General features: G+C 38.6%; 25 protein-coding genes. 3 read left to right on the forward strand and 22 right to left on the reverse strand.

The window, feature by feature from the left end; genetic code table 11:
- Positions 1-12 precede the first annotated feature (12 nt).
- From rplR to rpsJ, 21 genes are all read right to left on the reverse strand, one after another.
- Positions 13-366, reverse strand: a complete 354-nt coding sequence (rplR, locus tag DYE19_RS08465) for a 50S ribosomal protein L18 (protein ID WP_005764306.1) — start codon at positions 364-366, stop codon at positions 13-15.
- A 13-nt stretch (positions 367-379) separates the two neighbouring features.
- Entirely contained in the window at positions 380-913 is a 534-nt protein-coding gene (gene rplF / locus DYE19_RS08470; protein ID WP_049214870.1) for a 50S ribosomal protein L6, read from the reverse strand.
- Between the two features lie 15 nt (positions 914-928).
- Entirely contained in the window at positions 929-1,321 is a 393-nt protein-coding gene (gene rpsH / locus DYE19_RS08475) for a 30S ribosomal protein S8 (RefSeq protein ID WP_005724020.1), read from the reverse strand.
- A 35-nt stretch (positions 1,322-1,356) separates the two neighbouring features.
- On the reverse strand, positions 1,357-1,662 hold the full coding sequence (gene rpsN / locus DYE19_RS08480; protein ID WP_005717919.1) for a 30S ribosomal protein S14: 306 nt from the start codon (positions 1,660-1,662) through the stop codon (positions 1,357-1,359).
- A gap of 11 nt (positions 1,663-1,673) precedes the next feature.
- A complete protein-coding gene (gene rplE, locus DYE19_RS08485; protein WP_049214869.1) occupies positions 1,674-2,213 on the reverse strand; it encodes a 50S ribosomal protein L5 in 540 nt (179 codons plus the stop codon).
- A gap of 17 nt (positions 2,214-2,230) precedes the next feature.
- Entirely contained in the window at positions 2,231-2,542 is a 312-nt protein-coding gene (gene rplX / locus DYE19_RS08490; RefSeq protein WP_115323264.1) for a 50S ribosomal protein L24, read from the reverse strand.
- A gap of 13 nt (positions 2,543-2,555) precedes the next feature.
- Complete coding sequence (gene rplN, locus DYE19_RS08495; RefSeq protein WP_005548786.1) at positions 2,556-2,927, reverse strand: 50S ribosomal protein L14; 372 nt, start codon at positions 2,925-2,927, stop codon at positions 2,556-2,558.
- Between the two features lie 415 nt (positions 2,928-3,342).
- Positions 3,343-3,996, reverse strand: a complete 654-nt coding sequence (locus DYE19_RS08500; protein ID WP_115323265.1) for a DUF799 domain-containing protein — start codon at positions 3,994-3,996, stop codon at positions 3,343-3,345.
- Between the two features lie 11 nt (positions 3,997-4,007).
- Positions 4,008-4,352: a DUF4810 domain-containing protein gene (locus tag DYE19_RS08505; protein WP_115323266.1), complete on the reverse strand. Its 345-nt coding sequence runs from the start codon at positions 4,350-4,352 to the stop codon at positions 4,008-4,010.
- 9 nt (positions 4,353-4,361) lie between these two features.
- Positions 4,362-5,036: a CsgG/HfaB family protein gene (locus tag DYE19_RS08510; RefSeq protein ID WP_115323267.1), complete on the reverse strand. Its 675-nt coding sequence runs from the start codon at positions 5,034-5,036 to the stop codon at positions 4,362-4,364.
- Positions 5,037-5,303: 267 nt separating this feature from the next.
- Positions 5,304-5,558 carry a 30S ribosomal protein S17 gene (rpsQ, locus tag DYE19_RS08515; RefSeq protein ID WP_049214864.1) on the reverse strand — a complete coding sequence of 85 codons (255 nt, stop codon included), beginning with the start codon at positions 5,556-5,558 and terminating at the stop codon, positions 5,304-5,306.
- Positions 5,558-5,749 (reverse strand): 50S ribosomal protein L29, encoded by a 192-nt coding sequence (gene rpmC / locus DYE19_RS08520; protein ID WP_005706394.1) that lies wholly within the window; start codon positions 5,747-5,749, stop codon positions 5,558-5,560. The genes rpsQ and rpmC overlap by 1 nt, the downstream gene beginning before the upstream one ends.
- On the reverse strand, positions 5,749-6,159 hold the full coding sequence (rplP, locus tag DYE19_RS08525) for a 50S ribosomal protein L16 (protein WP_049214862.1): 411 nt from the start codon (positions 6,157-6,159) through the stop codon (positions 5,749-5,751). Before rplP ends, rpmC begins: the two co-directional genes overlap by 1 nt.
- A gap of 13 nt (positions 6,160-6,172) precedes the next feature.
- Positions 6,173-6,880, reverse strand: a complete 708-nt coding sequence (rpsC, locus tag DYE19_RS08530) for a 30S ribosomal protein S3 (RefSeq protein ID WP_005717926.1) — start codon at positions 6,878-6,880, stop codon at positions 6,173-6,175.
- A 17-nt stretch (positions 6,881-6,897) separates the two neighbouring features.
- On the reverse strand, positions 6,898-7,230 hold the full coding sequence (gene rplV, locus DYE19_RS08535) for a 50S ribosomal protein L22 (RefSeq protein ID WP_005625897.1): 333 nt from the start codon (positions 7,228-7,230) through the stop codon (positions 6,898-6,900).
- A 10-nt stretch (positions 7,231-7,240) separates the two neighbouring features.
- Positions 7,241-7,516: a 30S ribosomal protein S19 gene (rpsS, locus tag DYE19_RS08540; protein WP_005539416.1), complete on the reverse strand. Its 276-nt coding sequence runs from the start codon at positions 7,514-7,516 to the stop codon at positions 7,241-7,243.
- Positions 7,517-7,541: 25 nt separating this feature from the next.
- Positions 7,542-8,363 carry a 50S ribosomal protein L2 gene (gene rplB, locus DYE19_RS08545; protein WP_101776304.1) on the reverse strand — a complete coding sequence of 274 codons (822 nt, stop codon included), beginning with the start codon at positions 8,361-8,363 and terminating at the stop codon, positions 7,542-7,544.
- 19 nt (positions 8,364-8,382) lie between these two features.
- Positions 8,383-8,685: a 50S ribosomal protein L23 gene (rplW, locus tag DYE19_RS08550; protein ID WP_005724030.1), complete on the reverse strand. Its 303-nt coding sequence runs from the start codon at positions 8,683-8,685 to the stop codon at positions 8,383-8,385.
- Entirely contained in the window at positions 8,682-9,284 is a 603-nt protein-coding gene (gene rplD, locus DYE19_RS08555; RefSeq protein WP_046339262.1) for a 50S ribosomal protein L4, read from the reverse strand. The genes rplW and rplD overlap by 4 nt, the downstream gene beginning before the upstream one ends.
- A gap of 14 nt (positions 9,285-9,298) precedes the next feature.
- Positions 9,299-9,928, reverse strand: a complete 630-nt coding sequence (gene rplC / locus DYE19_RS08560) for a 50S ribosomal protein L3 (protein ID WP_005764326.1) — start codon at positions 9,926-9,928, stop codon at positions 9,299-9,301.
- A gap of 16 nt (positions 9,929-9,944) precedes the next feature.
- Positions 9,945-10,256 carry a 30S ribosomal protein S10 gene (rpsJ, locus tag DYE19_RS08565; RefSeq protein WP_001181005.1) on the reverse strand — a complete coding sequence of 104 codons (312 nt, stop codon included), beginning with the start codon at positions 10,254-10,256 and terminating at the stop codon, positions 9,945-9,947.
- 340 nt (positions 10,257-10,596) lie between these two features.
- Between rpsJ and DYE19_RS08570 the strand changes: the two genes are divergently transcribed.
- Positions 10,597-11,967 (forward strand): chloride channel protein, encoded by a 1,371-nt coding sequence (locus DYE19_RS08570; protein WP_115323268.1) that lies wholly within the window; start codon positions 10,597-10,599, stop codon positions 11,965-11,967.
- A complete protein-coding gene (gene dusA / locus DYE19_RS08575; RefSeq protein WP_115323269.1) occupies positions 11,964-12,947 on the forward strand; it encodes a tRNA dihydrouridine(20/20a) synthase DusA in 984 nt (327 codons plus the stop codon). Before DYE19_RS08570 ends, dusA begins: the two co-directional genes overlap by 4 nt.
- Positions 12,948-13,031: 84 nt before the next feature.
- On the opposite strand, the gene asnA is transcribed toward dusA, so the two are convergent.
- Entirely contained in the window at positions 13,032-14,024 is a 993-nt protein-coding gene (gene asnA, locus DYE19_RS08580) for an aspartate--ammonia ligase (protein ID WP_049214858.1), read from the reverse strand.
- A gap of 157 nt (positions 14,025-14,181) precedes the next feature.
- Here asnA and asnC point away from each other — a divergent pair, with 157 nt between their 5' ends.
- Positions 14,182-14,634 (forward strand): transcriptional regulator AsnC, encoded by a 453-nt coding sequence (gene asnC / locus DYE19_RS08585; protein ID WP_049214857.1) that lies wholly within the window; start codon positions 14,182-14,184, stop codon positions 14,632-14,634.
- Positions 14,635-14,649: the final 15 nt, after the last annotated feature.

The following is a 14,649-nucleotide window of genomic DNA, read 5'->3' on the forward strand; positions in this document are numbered from 1 at the left end:
AAATTACCTCTATTAGAACTGTAGACCAGCTTCACGGGCAGCGTCCGCTAAAGTTTGGACACGACCATGATATTTAAAACCAGAACGATCAAAAGCAACGTCTTTGACGCCTTTTGCTAATGCTCTCTCTGCAACAACTTTTCCTACTACTGCTGCTGCATCTTTATTTCCGGTATATTTCACTTGCTCACTAATTACTTTTTCAACAGTTGAAGCAGCGGCAAGAACTTCTGAACCGTTCGGTGCAATTACTTGTGCATAAATATGACGTGGAGTACGGTGTATAACTAAACGAGTTACACCTTGCTCTTTCATCATATGACGTGCACGTGCTGCACGACGGATACGAGCTGATTTCTTATCCATAGTGTTACCTTAATTATTTCTTCTTAGCCTCTTTGATACGTACCACTTCATCAGCGTAACGTACCCCTTTACCTTTATAAGGCTCAGGACGGCGATAAGCACGAATATCTGCAGCGACTTGGCCGATTAATTGCTTGTCCGCACCTTTCAACACAATTTCAGTCTGAGATGGACATTCTGCTGTAATACCTGCAGGTAAAACGTGTTCAATAGGGTGAGAAAAACCTAAACTTAAAGCAACTGCATTGCCTTTCATTTGTGCTCTATAACCAACACCCACCAATTGTAACTTCTTAGTGAAGCCTTCAGTAACACCGATAACCATTGCATTCACTAATGCACGAGCAGTTCCTGCTTGAGCATCAGCACCAACAATACCTTCACGAGGAGAGAAGGTTAATTCGTTATTATCTTGTTTAACTTCAACTGTGTCATGAATGGTACGAGATAACTCACCATTTTTTCCTTTAACTGTTAATAACTGACCGTTGAGTTTTACCTCAACACCGGCAGGAATACTAACAGGTGCTTTTGCAACACGAGACATTTTCCTACCTCTCTATTAAGCTACATAACAGATAATCTCACCGCCTAAACCCGCTTGGCGAGCTGCACGGTCAGTCATCACACCTTTAGATGTAGAAACAACTGCAACACCTAAACCACCCATTACTTTTGGTAATTCGTCTTTACGTTTATAAATACGTAGACCTGGGCGGCTAACTCGTTGAATACTTTCTACAACTGGTTTCCCTTGGAAATATTTTAAAGTAATTTCCAACTCTGGTTTTACACCATCTAAAACTTTAACGCTTTCGATATAACCTTCTTCAGCTAACACATTGGCAATAGCCACTTTTAGCTTGGATGAAGGCATACTAATCGCAACTTTGTTCGCAGCTTGACCGTTACGAATACGAGTCAACATATCTGCGATTGGATCTTGCATACTCATGTACTTTTACTCCGATTCCAAAATAAAGTGGTAAATTACCAACTCGCTTTCTTAAGGCCTGGGATCTCGCCACGCATTGCAGCTTCACGAACCTTAATACGGCTTAAACCAAACTTACGAAGAACACCGTGTGGGCGTCCAGTTTGGCGGCAACGGTTACGCTGACGACTTGGACTAGAATCACGTGGTAAAGTTTGTAACTTCAACACCGCATTCCAACGATCTTCGTCAGAGGCATTTACATCAGAAATGATCTGTTTTAATTCTGCACGCTTCGCGTAGAATTTTTCAGCTAGTTTTACGCGTTTTACATCACGCGCTTTCATCGATTGCTTAGCCATGATAACCTGCCTTATTTACGGAATGGGAAATTAAAGGCAGCAAGTAGTGCTTGACCTTCTTCATCACTTTTCGCTGTCGTAGTGATAGTAATATCTAAACCACGAACACGATCCACTTTATCATAATCGATTTCAGGGAAGATGATTTGCTCACGCACACCCATGCTGTAATTACCACGACCATCAAATGATTTCGCGCTTAATCCGCGGAAGTCACGAATACGTGGAACAGCAATTGTAATTAAACGTTCAAAGAACTCCCACATACGCTCACCGCGTAGTGTTACTTTACAACCGATTGGATATCCCTGACGGATTTTAAAGCCTGCAACAGATTTGCGTGCTTTTGTAATCAAAGGTTTCTGACCGCTAATTGCTGCTAAATCTGCTACTGCATTGTCTAGCAACTTTTTATCGGTCAATGCTTCACCCACACCCATATTTAGGGTTATCTTTTCGATTCGTGGGACTTGCATGACAGATTTGTAGCTGAATTTTTCTTTTAATTCATTAACTACTTGATCTCTGTAGTAATCATGCAGTTTCGCCATCGCATTACTCCAGTTTGTTAAATGATTTCATTGTTAGATTTGAAGAAACGGACTTTTTTACCATCTTCGAATCTAAAACCTACACGGTCTGCTTTATTTGTTTTTGGGTTAAAGATAGCTACATTTGATGCATCAATTGGAGCTTCTTTTTTCACTAAACCACCTTCTTTACCTAATGCAGGAACTGGTTTTTCATGTTTAGTGATAATATTAACACCTTCAACAATCACTTTACCGTTTGGTAACACTTGAGTTACCTTACCACGCTTACCTTTGCTTTTACCAGTAAGCACAATTACTTCATCGTTTTGACGAATTTTTGCAGCCATTTGTCACTTCTCCTTACAGTACTTCTGGCGCCAAAGAGATGATTTTCATAAACTTCTCTGAACGAAGCTCACGAGTCACCGGTCCAAAAATACGAGTACCGATTGGTTGCTCTGTGTTATTGTTTAAAATTACACATGCATTACCATCGAAGCGAATGACTGATCCATCTGGGCGACGAACACCCTTCTTGGTGCGCACAACAACTGCTTTTAATACATCACCTTTTTTTACTTTACCGCGAGGAATTGCTTCTTTCACAGTAATTTTGATGATATCACCAATAGCAGCGTAACGACGGTGCGATCCACCTAGAACCTTGATACACATTACACTGCGAGCGCCTGAGTTATCAGCAACGTCCAGCATAGTCTGTTCTTGGATCATCTTAGTACTCCGCTAAAATTAATAACACCCTTTCGGGACGAGTCTATTTACCCAATGTAAATAGGATGCGGATTTTATCACAAGTCATTAAAGAAAAACAAGATGCTTTTCTCGTTTCCCATTAGATAATCATTAATAAAGTGCTTTACTACTTCATTAAAGATACTGATGTTTCTATGAATATCCATTTTATTTAATACTGATTTAATTCACTGATGCTTAGGATAATTCGAAGCTGAATTCTGTTGAAACAACAAACTATATAATCAAGATATTTAAAATAACGCTTTTTAGGAGTCTATAAAATTAAAAATATATAAATATTATAAAAGGTGTAAGCCTTCTCACATTAGTTTTAGTACTAAAAAAGCCAAGAAATACTTTCTTGGCTAAGATTTTCACTAATGAATTAATTTTATTTTTCGGCTTTACCATAAGCTGGGTGTCGTGGACCAACAAGCAATCCACCATTTTTACCATGATAAATAAGATTAGCCATCGCTGGAGCCGCGACCTGATATCCTTTATCCTTTGTAGTATCAATAATCTGACTTACAGCAGCTTTAATTAATGCAACTAAAAGACCATCATTGCTATTACTTGATCCTTGTGCATAGGCACCTGTTCCCTCCCAAAGTGTTTGACCTGTTTTAAGATCAACTAATTTACCTTCTACAGAAACCGTAGTGACACTATCAATCAGTTTATAACTAGTACCATACTCATTTACATTAACATAGAGAATACTGTCTGCCCCAAAAATATCATGAATTTTTTTTAATTGTGCACTACGAATCAAATTTCCATCAGTTAATCCATTTTGTTTAAATACCTCATCAACTAAAGCAACTGGATAAACATAATAGCCATATTCTGCTAATGGATAAGTGGAACGTGCAAGGACACTAGTATCAGCTTTGACATCTACAGAGTTATTCGCAGGCATAACAATCAAAATTGATTTTGGCTTGCTCTGTTTTAATGCAGTATAGTCGTAAGATACAGTATTTTTATTTGCACAACCTGTTAGTAATATAAGATTTGCAAGAAAAATGATCAATTTTTTCATTTTGTTTACCCTTATTTCTTACGTTGCAAATACTGCATGAAAGTTGTACTTTCTGGATATAAACGTTGTTCCTCTTGAAAAGCCATGTTCGCATCAGTACGTTTACCCTGCTTTAACAAAACGAGTCCTAGATGTCCATATACACCTGGAGCAATAAGTTTATTCTGTTCTTTCGCTTGAGCAATAATTTGATTTAAGGCCTCTTCCTGCTTTGACAAATCGCCTTCTTCATTGTAATAACTGTATACAACATCAGAGTAATTACCCCAATAATATAAATCATGATTTTGAGGCGAAGAACAAGCAGCCAACAATCCAATAGCTAAAAGAGCTACTGTAAAATGAACTTTTTTCATCATTATTCCTTATTTAGTAGGAGACCAACGACCTGATTCAATACCATTTACTAAGTTATTTACAGCTTCACGAATTGCAAGATCAAGAACTTTGCCATTTAAAGTCGCATCATAGCCTGCTGTACCACCAAACCCTAATACTTCGCGGTTAGATAAATTATATTCTCCAGCCCCTTGCGCAGAATAAACAACTTCTGATGTAACAACATTTACAACATTTAAAGTTACTTTTGCATAAGCAATTTGCTCTTTTCCACGACCTAAAATACCAAATAACTGATGATCACCAACTGTTTTACGACCAAACTCAGTCACATCACCAGTAACAACGTAAGTTGCACCTTTTAACTTCTGCTTCTGACCTTTTATTTTTGCCTCAGAGGCAATTTCTGTCATATTAGTACGATCTACAACAGAAAAACGGCCAGTCTGTTGTAAATGTGAGATCAAAATTGTTTTAGATTGATTCCCTAACTGATCAGCCCCTTCTGTAAAGACCCCATTTTGAAAACTTGATTTATTATCAAATTTCCCAACAGAAATAACTGATTTTACACCTTGATAAGTATTTGCTGTTGCTGCTGCTTGTGTTGTAGTTGGTGCAATTACACGAGCACCTTCGGTAGCACAACCAGTAATTCCCAAAGTAGCGACACACAATGTTGTTAATAATAATTTTTTCATAAAAACCTCTTGTATATAAAGGGTGAGTATAATTATTTATCATCGCACTATTATAAAAAGCAACATCTTGAAACAAAAGTGCGGTATGTTTTTAAATCCTATCTTTATTTTTAAGTAAAGATAAATGAACTATAAGTAAAACTATTAGTTTTATTCATACACTCTTATATTTTAAAGAATAACAAACAGTAACATAAATAATCTTAAATTTTATTTAAAAAAAGACCGCACTTATCAGGGCGGTCTTTTTAATTAAAATCACAATAATTAAATTACTGCTTTTTCAACAACGCGAACTAATGTCCAAGACTTAGTTTTAGAAATTGGGCGACATTCGCGAACTTCTACAACATCTCCAACTTGCGCTTCGTTGTTTTCATCATGTACATGTAACTTTGTTGTACGACGGATAAACTTACCATAAAGAGGGTGTTTAACCTTGCGTTCAATAGCGACAACAAAAGATTTTTCCATCTTGTCACTAACAACTTTACCTTGTACGCTACGAATTTTATCAGTCATTACTCACCCGCCTTCTCGGTTAATACAGTTTTCACCTGTGCAATACTACGACGCACTTGTTTTAACTGATGGGTTTGTTGAAGCTGACCGGTGGCTGCTTGCATACGCAATTTGAATTGCTCACCTAAAAGGTTCACTAACTCAGCATTCAGCTCTTCAACATTTTTGTTACGTAGTTCTTGAGCTTTCATTACATCACCGTCTTAGTTACGAAAGTGGTCTTAATTGGCAATTTAGCAGCTGCTAATGCAAATGCACTTCTTGCGATTTCTTCAGACACACCATCCATTTCATATAGTACTTTACCCGGTTGGATTAAGGCTACCCAGTACTCAACGTTACCTTTACCTTTACCCATACGGACTTCTAATGGTTTTTCAGTAATTGGTTTATCTGGGAATACACGGATCCAGATTTTACCTTGACGTTTAACTGCACGAGTCATTGCACGACGTGCCGCCTCAATTTGGCGAGCTGTTAAACGACCACGACCAACTGCTTTCAAACCAAAGGTACCGAAACTTACTTCTGTACCTGCTGCAATACCACGGTTACGACCTTTGTGGACTTTGCGGAATTTTGTACGTTTTGGTTGCAACATCTAGCGATTCTCCTTACTTACGACCTTTGCCGCGCGGAGCCTTTTTAGGCTTGTCAGCAGGTTGTTGTTCTGGTTGCGCGATTGCAGCCATTCCACCGAGGATTTCACCTTTGAAGATCCATACTTTAATACCGATTACACCGTATGTAGTATGTGCTTCAGCAGTGTTATAGTCGATGTCCGCACGTAATGTATGTAGAGGTACACGACCTTCACGATACCATTCAGAACGTGCAATTTCTGCACCACCTAAACGACCACTTACTTCAACTTTGATACCTTTAGCACCTAAACGCATTGCGTTTTGTACTGCACGTTTCATTGCGCGACGGAACATAACACGACGCTCTAATTGAGAAGCGATGCTGTCTGCAACTAATTTTGCATCTAATTCAGGTTTTTTCACTTCAGCGATGTTGATTTGTGCTGGAACGCCTGCAATAGCCGCAACTGCGTTACGTAATTTTTCAACATCTTCACCTTTTTTACCGATAACGATACCTGGGCGAGCTGTGTGAATAGTTACACGGATGCTTTTCGCTGGACGCTCAATAGTGATGCGTGAAACTGAAGCATTCGCTAATTCTTTATTTAAGAATTTACGTACTTTGAAATCGCCATCTAAGTTATCAGCGAAATCTTGTGTATTCGCGAACCAAGTAGAGCTCCAAGGCTTAACGATACCTAGGCGAATACCATGTGGATGTACTTTTTGACCCATTGCTATTCCTCTACTTATTAACGATCTGACACTACCACAGTGATGTGGCTAGTACGTTTTAAAATACGATCTGCACGACCTTTAGCACGTGGCATAACACGTTTCATGCTTGGACCTTCATCTACGAAAATCTTCGCTACTTTAAGATCATCGATATCTGCACCGTCATTGTGCTCTGCATTAGCGATTGCTGATTCAAGCACTTTTTTCACTAAAGCAGCTGCTTTTTTGTTAGTGAAAGTTAAGATTTCTAATGCTTGAGCAACTTTTTTACCACGGATTAAATCCGCAACTAAACGAGCTTTTTGCGCTGAAGTGCGAGCGTAACGATGTTTTGCAATAGTTTCCATCTTTTACCCCTTACTTCTTAGCTTTCTTATCCGCAGCGTGACCGCGGTAAGTACGAGTCGGTGCAAATTCACCTAATTTATGACCGATCATTTCATCAGATACATAAACAGGAACGTGCTGACGACCATTATGGACTGCGATGGTCAATCCGATCATTGATGGAATGATCATTGAACGACGGGACCAAGTTTTAATTGGCTTTTTATCCCCGCTTTCCACCGCCTTCTCTACCTTCTTCAACAAGTGTAGGTCAAGGAAAGGACCCTTCTTGAGAGAACGTGGCATGGCTAATCCTCTTTATTAATTAATATTATTTACCACGACGACGTACAATAAATTTATCTGTACGTTTGTTATGGCGAGTTTTCTTACCTTTAGTTTGAACGCCCCAAGGTGTTACTGGGTGTTTACCAAAGTTACGACCTTCACCACCACCATGTGGGTGATCTACTGGGTTCATTGCTGTACCACGAACTGTTGGGCGTACGCCTCTCCAGCGGTTAGCACCTGCTTTACCCAATACGCGAAGCATATGTTCTGAATTACCAACTTCACCGATGGTTGCAGTACATTCAGCTAACACTTTACGCATTTCGCCTGAACGAAGACGTAATGTAACATAATTACCTTCACGAGCGATAATTTGTACATAAGCACCCGCTGAACGAGCAATTTGACCACCTTTACCTGGTTTTAATTCAACATTATGTACAGTTGAACCCACTGGAATATTACGCATTGGTAATGCATTACCAACTTTAATAGGCGCATTTACACCAGCTTGGATAGTATCGCCTGCAGATAAACCTTTAGGTGCTAAGATATAACGGCGTTCACCATCTTTATAAAGCACTAAAGCAATATTTGCAGAACGGTTAGGGTCATATTCTAGACGCTCAACAACCGCTGGAATATCTAACTTGTTACGTTTGAAATCGATTAAACGGTAATGTTGTTTATGACCACCACCAATATGGCGAGTAGTAATACGTCCGAAATTATTACGTCCACCTGTTTTAGATTTAGTATCTAAAAGTGGTGCGTAAGGTTTCCCTTTATGTAATTCAGGGTTTACGATTTTAACAACGTGACGACGACCAGCGGAGGTCGGCTTACATTTAACGATAGCCATTACTTTCTACTCCTCCGAATTACTCTGCACCTTCAACGAAGTCAAGTGATTGACCTTCTTGAAGAGTTACATAAGCTTTTTTCCAGTCACTGCGACGTCCCATTCTTGCACCATGGCGTTTAGTTTTACCTTTCACTACGACGGTACGAACAGAATCCACTTTCACTTCAAATAATTGCTCAACTGCATTAGCAATTTCAACTTTATTTGCATCTAAAGCTACTTTGAAAACAATAGTGTTAGACTTCTCAGCGTTATTTGTTGCTTTTTCAGAGACATGTGGTGCTTTTAACACTTTTAGCAAACGTTCTTGTTGAATCATGCTAACATCTCCTCAATTTGTTTCACAGCATCGACAGTTACAACAACTTTATCAAATGCGATTAAGCTTACTGGATCGATACCTTGCACATCACGAACATCTACTTTATATAAGTTACGTGCTGCTAAGAATAGATTTTCATCTAAGCTTGCTGTGATAATTAACACATCTTCAAGTGCTAATTCTTTTAATTTTTGTACTAAAACTTTCGTTTTTGGTGCTTCAACTTCGAACTTATCAACAACCACTAAACGGTCTTGACGAACAAGTTCAGAAAGAATGCTTTTGATTGCACCACGGTACATTTTCTTGTTCACTTTTTGGCTGTGATCTTGTGGTTTAGCTGCGAAAGTCACACCACCAGAACGCCAAATTGGTGATTTGATATCACCTGAACGAGCACGACCTGTACCTTTTTGACGCCAAGGCTTTTTACCTGAACCAGACACTTCAGCACGAGTTTTCTGTGCACGAGAACCTTGACGAGCACCTGCTGCATATGCAACAACAACTTGGTGAATCAATGCTTCGTTGAACTCACGTCCGAAGGTAGTTTCAGAAACAGTTAGTGCATTTGCACCTACAACTTGTAATTCCATCTCTATCTCCTGACTTATGCTTTAACTGCTGGCTTAACGATAACATCACCATTAGTTGCACCTGGAACAGCACCTTTCACTAATAGTAATTTACGCTCAGCATCAACACGAACAACTTCTAGTGATTGAACGGTTACACGCTCAGCACCTAAGTGTCCTGCCATTTTTTTGCCTTTAAACACACGACCTGGCGTTTGGTTTTGACCAATAGAACCAAGCACACGATGTGATAAAGAGTTACCATGTGTAGCATCCTGAGTACGGAAATTCCAGCGTTTTACACCGCCAGCAAATCCTTTACCTTTAGATGTACCAGTAACATCAACTTTTTTAACATCTGCAAAGATGTCAACATTAATTTCTTGACCTAAAGTGAATTCTTCACCTTCAGTAGTACGAAATTCCCATAAACCGCGACCAGCTTCAACACCTGCTTTCACGAAATGACCAGCTTCTGGCTTAGTTACACGACTTGCTTTTTTAGAGCCAGTGGTAACTTGAATTGCAGAATAGCCATCTGTTTCTACAGTTTTAACTTGAGTCACACGGTTGGCTTCGATTTCGATAACGGTAACTGGAATTGAAACGCCATCTTCATTGAAGATACGAGTCATACCAACTTTACGACCGACTAAACCAATCATTGTAATAACCTCTTAATTAACCTAGGCTAATCTGCACGTCAACGCCGGCAGCTAGATCTAAACGCATTAATGCATCAACAGTTTTTTCTGTTGGCTCAACAATATCAACCAAACGTTTGTGAGTACGAATTTCGTATTGATCACGTGCGTCTTTGTTCACGTGTGGAGAAATCAACACTGTAAAACGCTCTTTACGAGTTGGTAACGGAATTGGACCACGAACTTGTGCACCAGTACGTTTAGCTGTTTCTACGATCTCCGCAGTAGATTGATCGATCAAACGATGATCGAAAGCTTTTAAGCGGATACGGATTCTTTGGTTCTGCATTAGACCAGAGCTCCAATCAAAATTTAGCTAATAAAAAACTAACACCAACACTTTTCTTACTTCAAAAAAACGAAAAGGGGTGCAAGTTAACCTGTTTTAGTTTCCCAATCGGAAACATTTTATGTATTACTTATTGTAATACTCGTTTAATAAATGATTACATTAAACGGCTTATCACGAAGAAAGCCTGCGAATTCTACTGAAATCCGCCGAACTTTGCAAGTCTTTTTCTCGATCAAATGTAAGAAAATTCTGTGTTAATGATTGCTTAAACTCTATTCAGTTAAAACTGATTTCACGTTATAATTTTTTTCCTTTCTTCAATTCATTACATAAATGTATGTCATCACTTACGAGTTTTAAAGCAAAAGTGCGGTATGTTTTACACAAAAAACTACGGCAGACCCATCGAATTTCACGTAAAAGTTTGGAATTTACTTGTTTATTAATTGGCGCAGCATTAGTTGCATTATTCTCATTAGGATTTGCTAAATTCGCTGATCTTGGTTTGGAATGGAATGCACATTGGTCTACTCAATATCCAATCGCAGTTTGGTTTGTATTGCCTTGCGGGCTAGCAATATTAGCTTGGTTTACGACAAAATATACGCCTTATGTTGCAGGAAGCGGTATTCCACAAGTTATTGCATCTATAAGTTTACCCCATGGCACTAACAAAAGTCGTCTCATTTCTTTTTGGCAAACACTGTGGAAAATCCCACTGACATTTTTAGCGATGCTTATTGGAGCCTCTGTTGGTCGAGAAGGACCTTCAGTCCAAATCGGGGCTGCGGTGATGTTAGCTTGGGGCAATTTTTGTCGTAAGCATGGCATTGCATTCAATGGGCTCAGTGCAAATGAGTTGATGGCAACAGGTGCAGCAGGTGGCTTAGCAGCAGCATTTAACGCTCCACTTGCTGGCGTGGTTTTTGCTATTGAAGAATTAGGACGAGGTGTATTATTACGCTGGGAGCGCCGTGTATTATTAGGCGTATTAGCCGCAGGTTTTATCTTAGTAGCAATAGAAGGTAATAATCCCTATTTTCCTCAATATCACGGTGAAACGAGTGTACCTTATATGTTTTTATGGGTTGTACTTTGTGGCTCTATTTGTGGTGTATTCGGTGGATTATTTGCTCGTTTGTTAGCTAAAGGTCTAGCTGGGATATCGCCTACAAAAATACGTGGTTGGATTCGCCGTCATCCAATTTATATTGCTCTTTTTCTAGGTTTATTGCTTGCTGCATTAGGTACTTATACTCAAGGAAAAACCTATGGGACAGGTTATGATGTTGTCGCTAATGCATTAGATGGTGGTAAAACACCTACAGAATTAGGTATGCTAAAACTGCTATCCACTGTAGCAACTTATTGGACAGGTATTGCTGGTGGCATTTTCACTCCTGCCTTAACCACAGGGGCAGGAATTGGTGTACAAATTTGGTCTTTCACGAATGGTCTAGTAGATCAACGCCTACTAGTTTTACTTTGCATGGCAGGTTTTTTAGCGGGTGCGACACAATCGCCTGTCACTGCAAGTGTCGTTGTAATGGAAATGACTGGTTGCCAACCTGTTTTATTTTGGTTATTGATTTGTTGCTTAGTTTCGTCCATTATTTCACGCCAATTTCACCCCAAACCTTTTTATCATTTTGCGGCCGCACGTTTCCGCCAACGTATTCAAGAAGAGACTAAAGAAGAAAAAAAATGAATCAAAATCAACCGCACTTTTATCGAGGACGTTTTTCTGTTGCACCAATGCTTGATTGGACAACACGCCATTGCCGTTATTTTCACCGCCAATTCAGTCGTCATGCTTTACTCTATACAGAAATGATAACTACAGGAGCAATTATCCACGCTAAATATGATCATCTTGAATTTTCTCTCACAGAAAATCCCGTCGCACTACAATTAGGTGGCAGTGATCCTAGTCAATTAGCACAATGTGCAAAAATGGCTGAAATGCGTGGCTATCACGAAATTAATTTAAATGTGGGATGTCCTTCTGATCGTGTTCAAAATGGTATGTTTGGTGCATGTTTAATGGCAAAAGCTGATTTAGTTGCTACTTGTGTGAAAGCTATGCAAGCTGTTGTCAACATTCCCATCACAGTAAAAACACGTATTGGGATTGATGAGTTTGATAGCTATGAATTTCTCTGTGACTTTGTGCAAAAAATTCATGAAGCAGGTTGTCAGGAATTTATTATTCATGCACGTAAGGCTTGGTTATCTGGATTAAGTCCAAAAGAAAATCGTGAAATCCCACCATTGAATTATGAACGCGTTTATCAACTGAAACGAGACTTTCCTCATTTGCTTATAAGTATTAATGGTGGTATTAAAACTATTGACGAAATGCAGCAGCATTTAAAATATGTAGATGGTGTGATGGTTGGACGTGAGGCTTATCAAAATCCCAGCTTGTTAGGCTATATTGATCAAGCCTTATTTGATCCAACTAGCCCAATTATTAGCGCAAAAGAAGCTGTAGAAAAAATGTTTCCTTATATTGAGACACAGTTAAGTCAAGGTGTGTATTTAAATCACATTGTTCGTCATATGCTTGGTGCATTTCAACATTGTAAAGGAGCTAGACAATGGCGACGCCATTTAAGTGAAAATGCGCATAAAACAGGAGCTGATTTAAAAGTTGTCGAAGTCGCTTTAAGTTTTGTAGAATCCTAGTTTAATAGCTATCCTTAAAAAAGTGCGGTAGATATTTTCAAAAAACTCACCGCACTTTTATGTCTCTTCTGTATTTAGCACTGGTTATAGAATATTCTCAAACTCTTCCATTACCCATTTAGGCCACACACTTGATTGAACCTCTCCAATATGTTTTTTCTGTAATAACAACATCACTAAGCGAGAACGTCCAATACCCCCTCCAATTGATAATGGTAAACGTCCATTAATCAAATCTTGGTGCCAATCAAATTGAAGGCGATCTTCATTATTAGTTAAAGCCAGCTGCTTACGTAACGCAGTTTCATCCACACGAATACCCATAGAAGACAGTTCAAAAGCACGCTCTAAAACAGGGTTCCAGACTAAGATGTCACCATTTAATCCTTTATGCTCACCTTCTGATGGTGTTGTCCAATCATCATAATCTGGTGCTCGCATATCATGTGGTTTGCCATCTGATAATTTACCGCCAATACCAATTAAAAACACCGCACCATGTTCTTGACAAATTGCATTCTCACGCTCTTTATCATTCATATTTGGGAAACGCTGAACAAGTTCTTCACTGTGTACAAATGTGATTTCTTTTGGTAAAAACTTAGCTAAACCAAATCGTTCACTCACAGCGTCTTCTGTTTCCAACATTGCCGCATAAATTGATCTAACAGTCTCTTTTAAATATCCAATATTACGCTGCTCTTCAGAAATCACTTTTTCCCAATCCCACTGATCCACATAAACAGAATGAGTTTGATCTAACGAGTCCTCATCGGGACGTAGTGCAGTCATATGCACAAATAATCCTTCTCCTTGAGCAAAATTAAAGCGTGCGAGAGTATGGCGTTTCCATTTAGCTAAAGAATGAACAACCTCAAAAGTAGCATCTGTGATCTGTTTCACATTTACTTGTACTGCTTTCTCTGCACCTGAAAGATTATCTTGAATACCATTACCAACTTGGCTTAGGATAGGACCTTGAACTTCCACAATAGCTAAATGATCAGCTAATTTTTTCGTAAATGTGTTTTTTACGAAGCTAATTTCTTGTTGTTGTAAAATAAATGATTTTTTCATTGTCGATACCTTAAAAAATAGATCTACATCAAATTTGTTGGATATTATTTAATATAAACACCATATAACTCAATACTTTTTTTGAAAAAAGGGATATAATGTAAATATTATCAAATATAACGCATGTTTTTTTAAATAAATTCTAAAAAGGTAATCCATGCATAACATCGACAATCTTGATCAGCAAATTTTACGTGTACTCACTAAAGATGCACGTACGCCTTATGCTGAAATGGCAAAAAACTTTGGTGTTAGTCCAGGGACAATACATGTGCGCGTTGAGAAAATGCGCCAAGCTGGTATTATTGAAGGGACTAAAGTACGTATCAATGAACGGAAATTAGGTTATGATGTTTGTTGCTTTATTGGTATTATTTTAAAAAGCGCCAAAGATTATGAAAAAGTCATTGCAAAATTAGAAGGCTTTGATGAAGTGGTTGAAGCTTATTATACAACAGGCAATTATTCCATTTTTATTAAAGTCATGACCCATACTATTGCAGAATTGCATTCTGTTTTAGCTACAAAAATTCAGTTAATTGATGAAATTCAATCTACTGAAACCTTAATTTCAATGCAAAATCCCATTTTGCGTGATATTAAACCCTAGCATAATAATAAGGAG

This window comes from Pasteurella canis, from assembly GCF_900454865.1.
GTDB lineage: Bacteria > Pseudomonadota > Gammaproteobacteria > Enterobacterales > Pasteurellaceae > Pasteurella > Pasteurella canis.

What these genes read in the sequence shown, in the direction of transcription:
- rpsQ (WP_049214864.1), bottom strand. Translation starts at nt 5,558, where the DNA reads ATGACTGATAAAATTCGTAGCGTACAAGGTAAAGTTGTTAGTGACAAG.
- rplE (WP_049214869.1), bottom strand. Translation starts at nt 2,213, where the DNA reads ATGGCGAAACTGCATGATTACTACAGAGATCAAGTAGTTAATGAATTA.
- DYE19_RS08500 (WP_115323265.1), bottom strand. Translation starts at nt 3,996, where the DNA reads ATGAAAAAATTGATCATTTTTCTTGCAAATCTTATATTACTAACAGGT.
- rplV (WP_005625897.1), bottom strand. Translation starts at nt 7,230, where the DNA reads ATGGAAACTATTGCAAAACATCGTTACGCTCGCACTTCAGCGCAAAAA.
- rplX (WP_115323264.1), bottom strand. Translation starts at nt 2,542, where the DNA reads ATGGCTGCAAAAATTCGTCAAAACGATGAAGTAATTGTGCTTACTGGT.
- rplD (WP_046339262.1), bottom strand. Translation starts at nt 9,284, where the DNA reads ATGGAATTACAAGTTGTAGGTGCAAATGCACTAACTGTTTCTGAAACT.
- DYE19_RS08570 (WP_115323268.1), top strand. Translation starts at nt 10,597, where the DNA reads ATGTCATCACTTACGAGTTTTAAAGCAAAAGTGCGGTATGTTTTACAC.
- asnC (WP_049214857.1), top strand. Translation starts at nt 14,182, where the DNA reads ATGCATAACATCGACAATCTTGATCAGCAAATTTTACGTGTACTCACT.
- rplR (WP_005764306.1), bottom strand. Translation starts at nt 366, where the DNA reads ATGGATAAGAAATCAGCTCGTATCCGTCGTGCAGCACGTGCACGTCAT.
- rplB (WP_101776304.1), bottom strand. Translation starts at nt 8,363, where the DNA reads ATGGCTATCGTTAAATGTAAGCCGACCTCCGCTGGTCGTCGTCACGTT.
- rpmC (WP_005706394.1), bottom strand. Translation starts at nt 5,749, where the DNA reads ATGAAAGCTCAAGAACTACGTAACAAAAATGTTGAAGAGCTGAATGCT.
- asnA (WP_049214858.1), bottom strand. Translation starts at nt 14,024, where the DNA reads ATGAAAAAATCATTTATTTTACAACAACAAGAAATTAGCTTCGTAAAA.
- rpsC (WP_005717926.1), bottom strand. Translation starts at nt 6,880, where the DNA reads ATGGGTCAAAAAGTACATCCACATGGTATTCGCCTAGGTATCGTTAAG.
- DYE19_RS08505 (WP_115323266.1), bottom strand. Translation starts at nt 4,352, where the DNA reads ATGAAAAAAGTTCATTTTACAGTAGCTCTTTTAGCTATTGGATTGTTG.
- rpsJ (WP_001181005.1), bottom strand. Translation starts at nt 10,256, where the DNA reads ATGCAGAACCAAAGAATCCGTATCCGCTTAAAAGCTTTCGATCATCGT.
- dusA (WP_115323269.1), top strand. Translation starts at nt 11,964, where the DNA reads ATGAATCAAAATCAACCGCACTTTTATCGAGGACGTTTTTCTGTTGCA.
- rplW (WP_005724030.1), bottom strand. Translation starts at nt 8,685, where the DNA reads ATGATTCAACAAGAACGTTTGCTAAAAGTGTTAAAAGCACCACATGTC.
- rpsH (WP_005724020.1), bottom strand. Translation starts at nt 1,321, where the DNA reads ATGAGTATGCAAGATCCAATCGCAGATATGTTGACTCGTATTCGTAAC.
- DYE19_RS08510 (WP_115323267.1), bottom strand. Translation starts at nt 5,036, where the DNA reads ATGAAAAAATTATTATTAACAACATTGTGTGTCGCTACTTTGGGAATT.
- rpsS (WP_005539416.1), bottom strand. Translation starts at nt 7,516, where the DNA reads ATGCCACGTTCTCTCAAGAAGGGTCCTTTCCTTGACCTACACTTGTTG.
- rplN (WP_005548786.1), bottom strand. Translation starts at nt 2,927, where the DNA reads ATGATCCAAGAACAGACTATGCTGGACGTTGCTGATAACTCAGGCGCT.
- rplP (WP_049214862.1), bottom strand. Translation starts at nt 6,159, where the DNA reads ATGTTGCAACCAAAACGTACAAAATTCCGCAAAGTCCACAAAGGTCGT.
- rpsN (WP_005717919.1), bottom strand. Translation starts at nt 1,662, where the DNA reads ATGGCTAAGCAATCGATGAAAGCGCGTGATGTAAAACGCGTAAAACTA.
- rplC (WP_005764326.1), bottom strand. Translation starts at nt 9,928, where the DNA reads ATGATTGGTTTAGTCGGTCGTAAAGTTGGTATGACTCGTATCTTCAAT.
- rplF (WP_049214870.1), bottom strand. Translation starts at nt 913, where the DNA reads ATGTCTCGTGTTGCAAAAGCACCTGTTAGTATTCCTGCCGGTGTTGAG.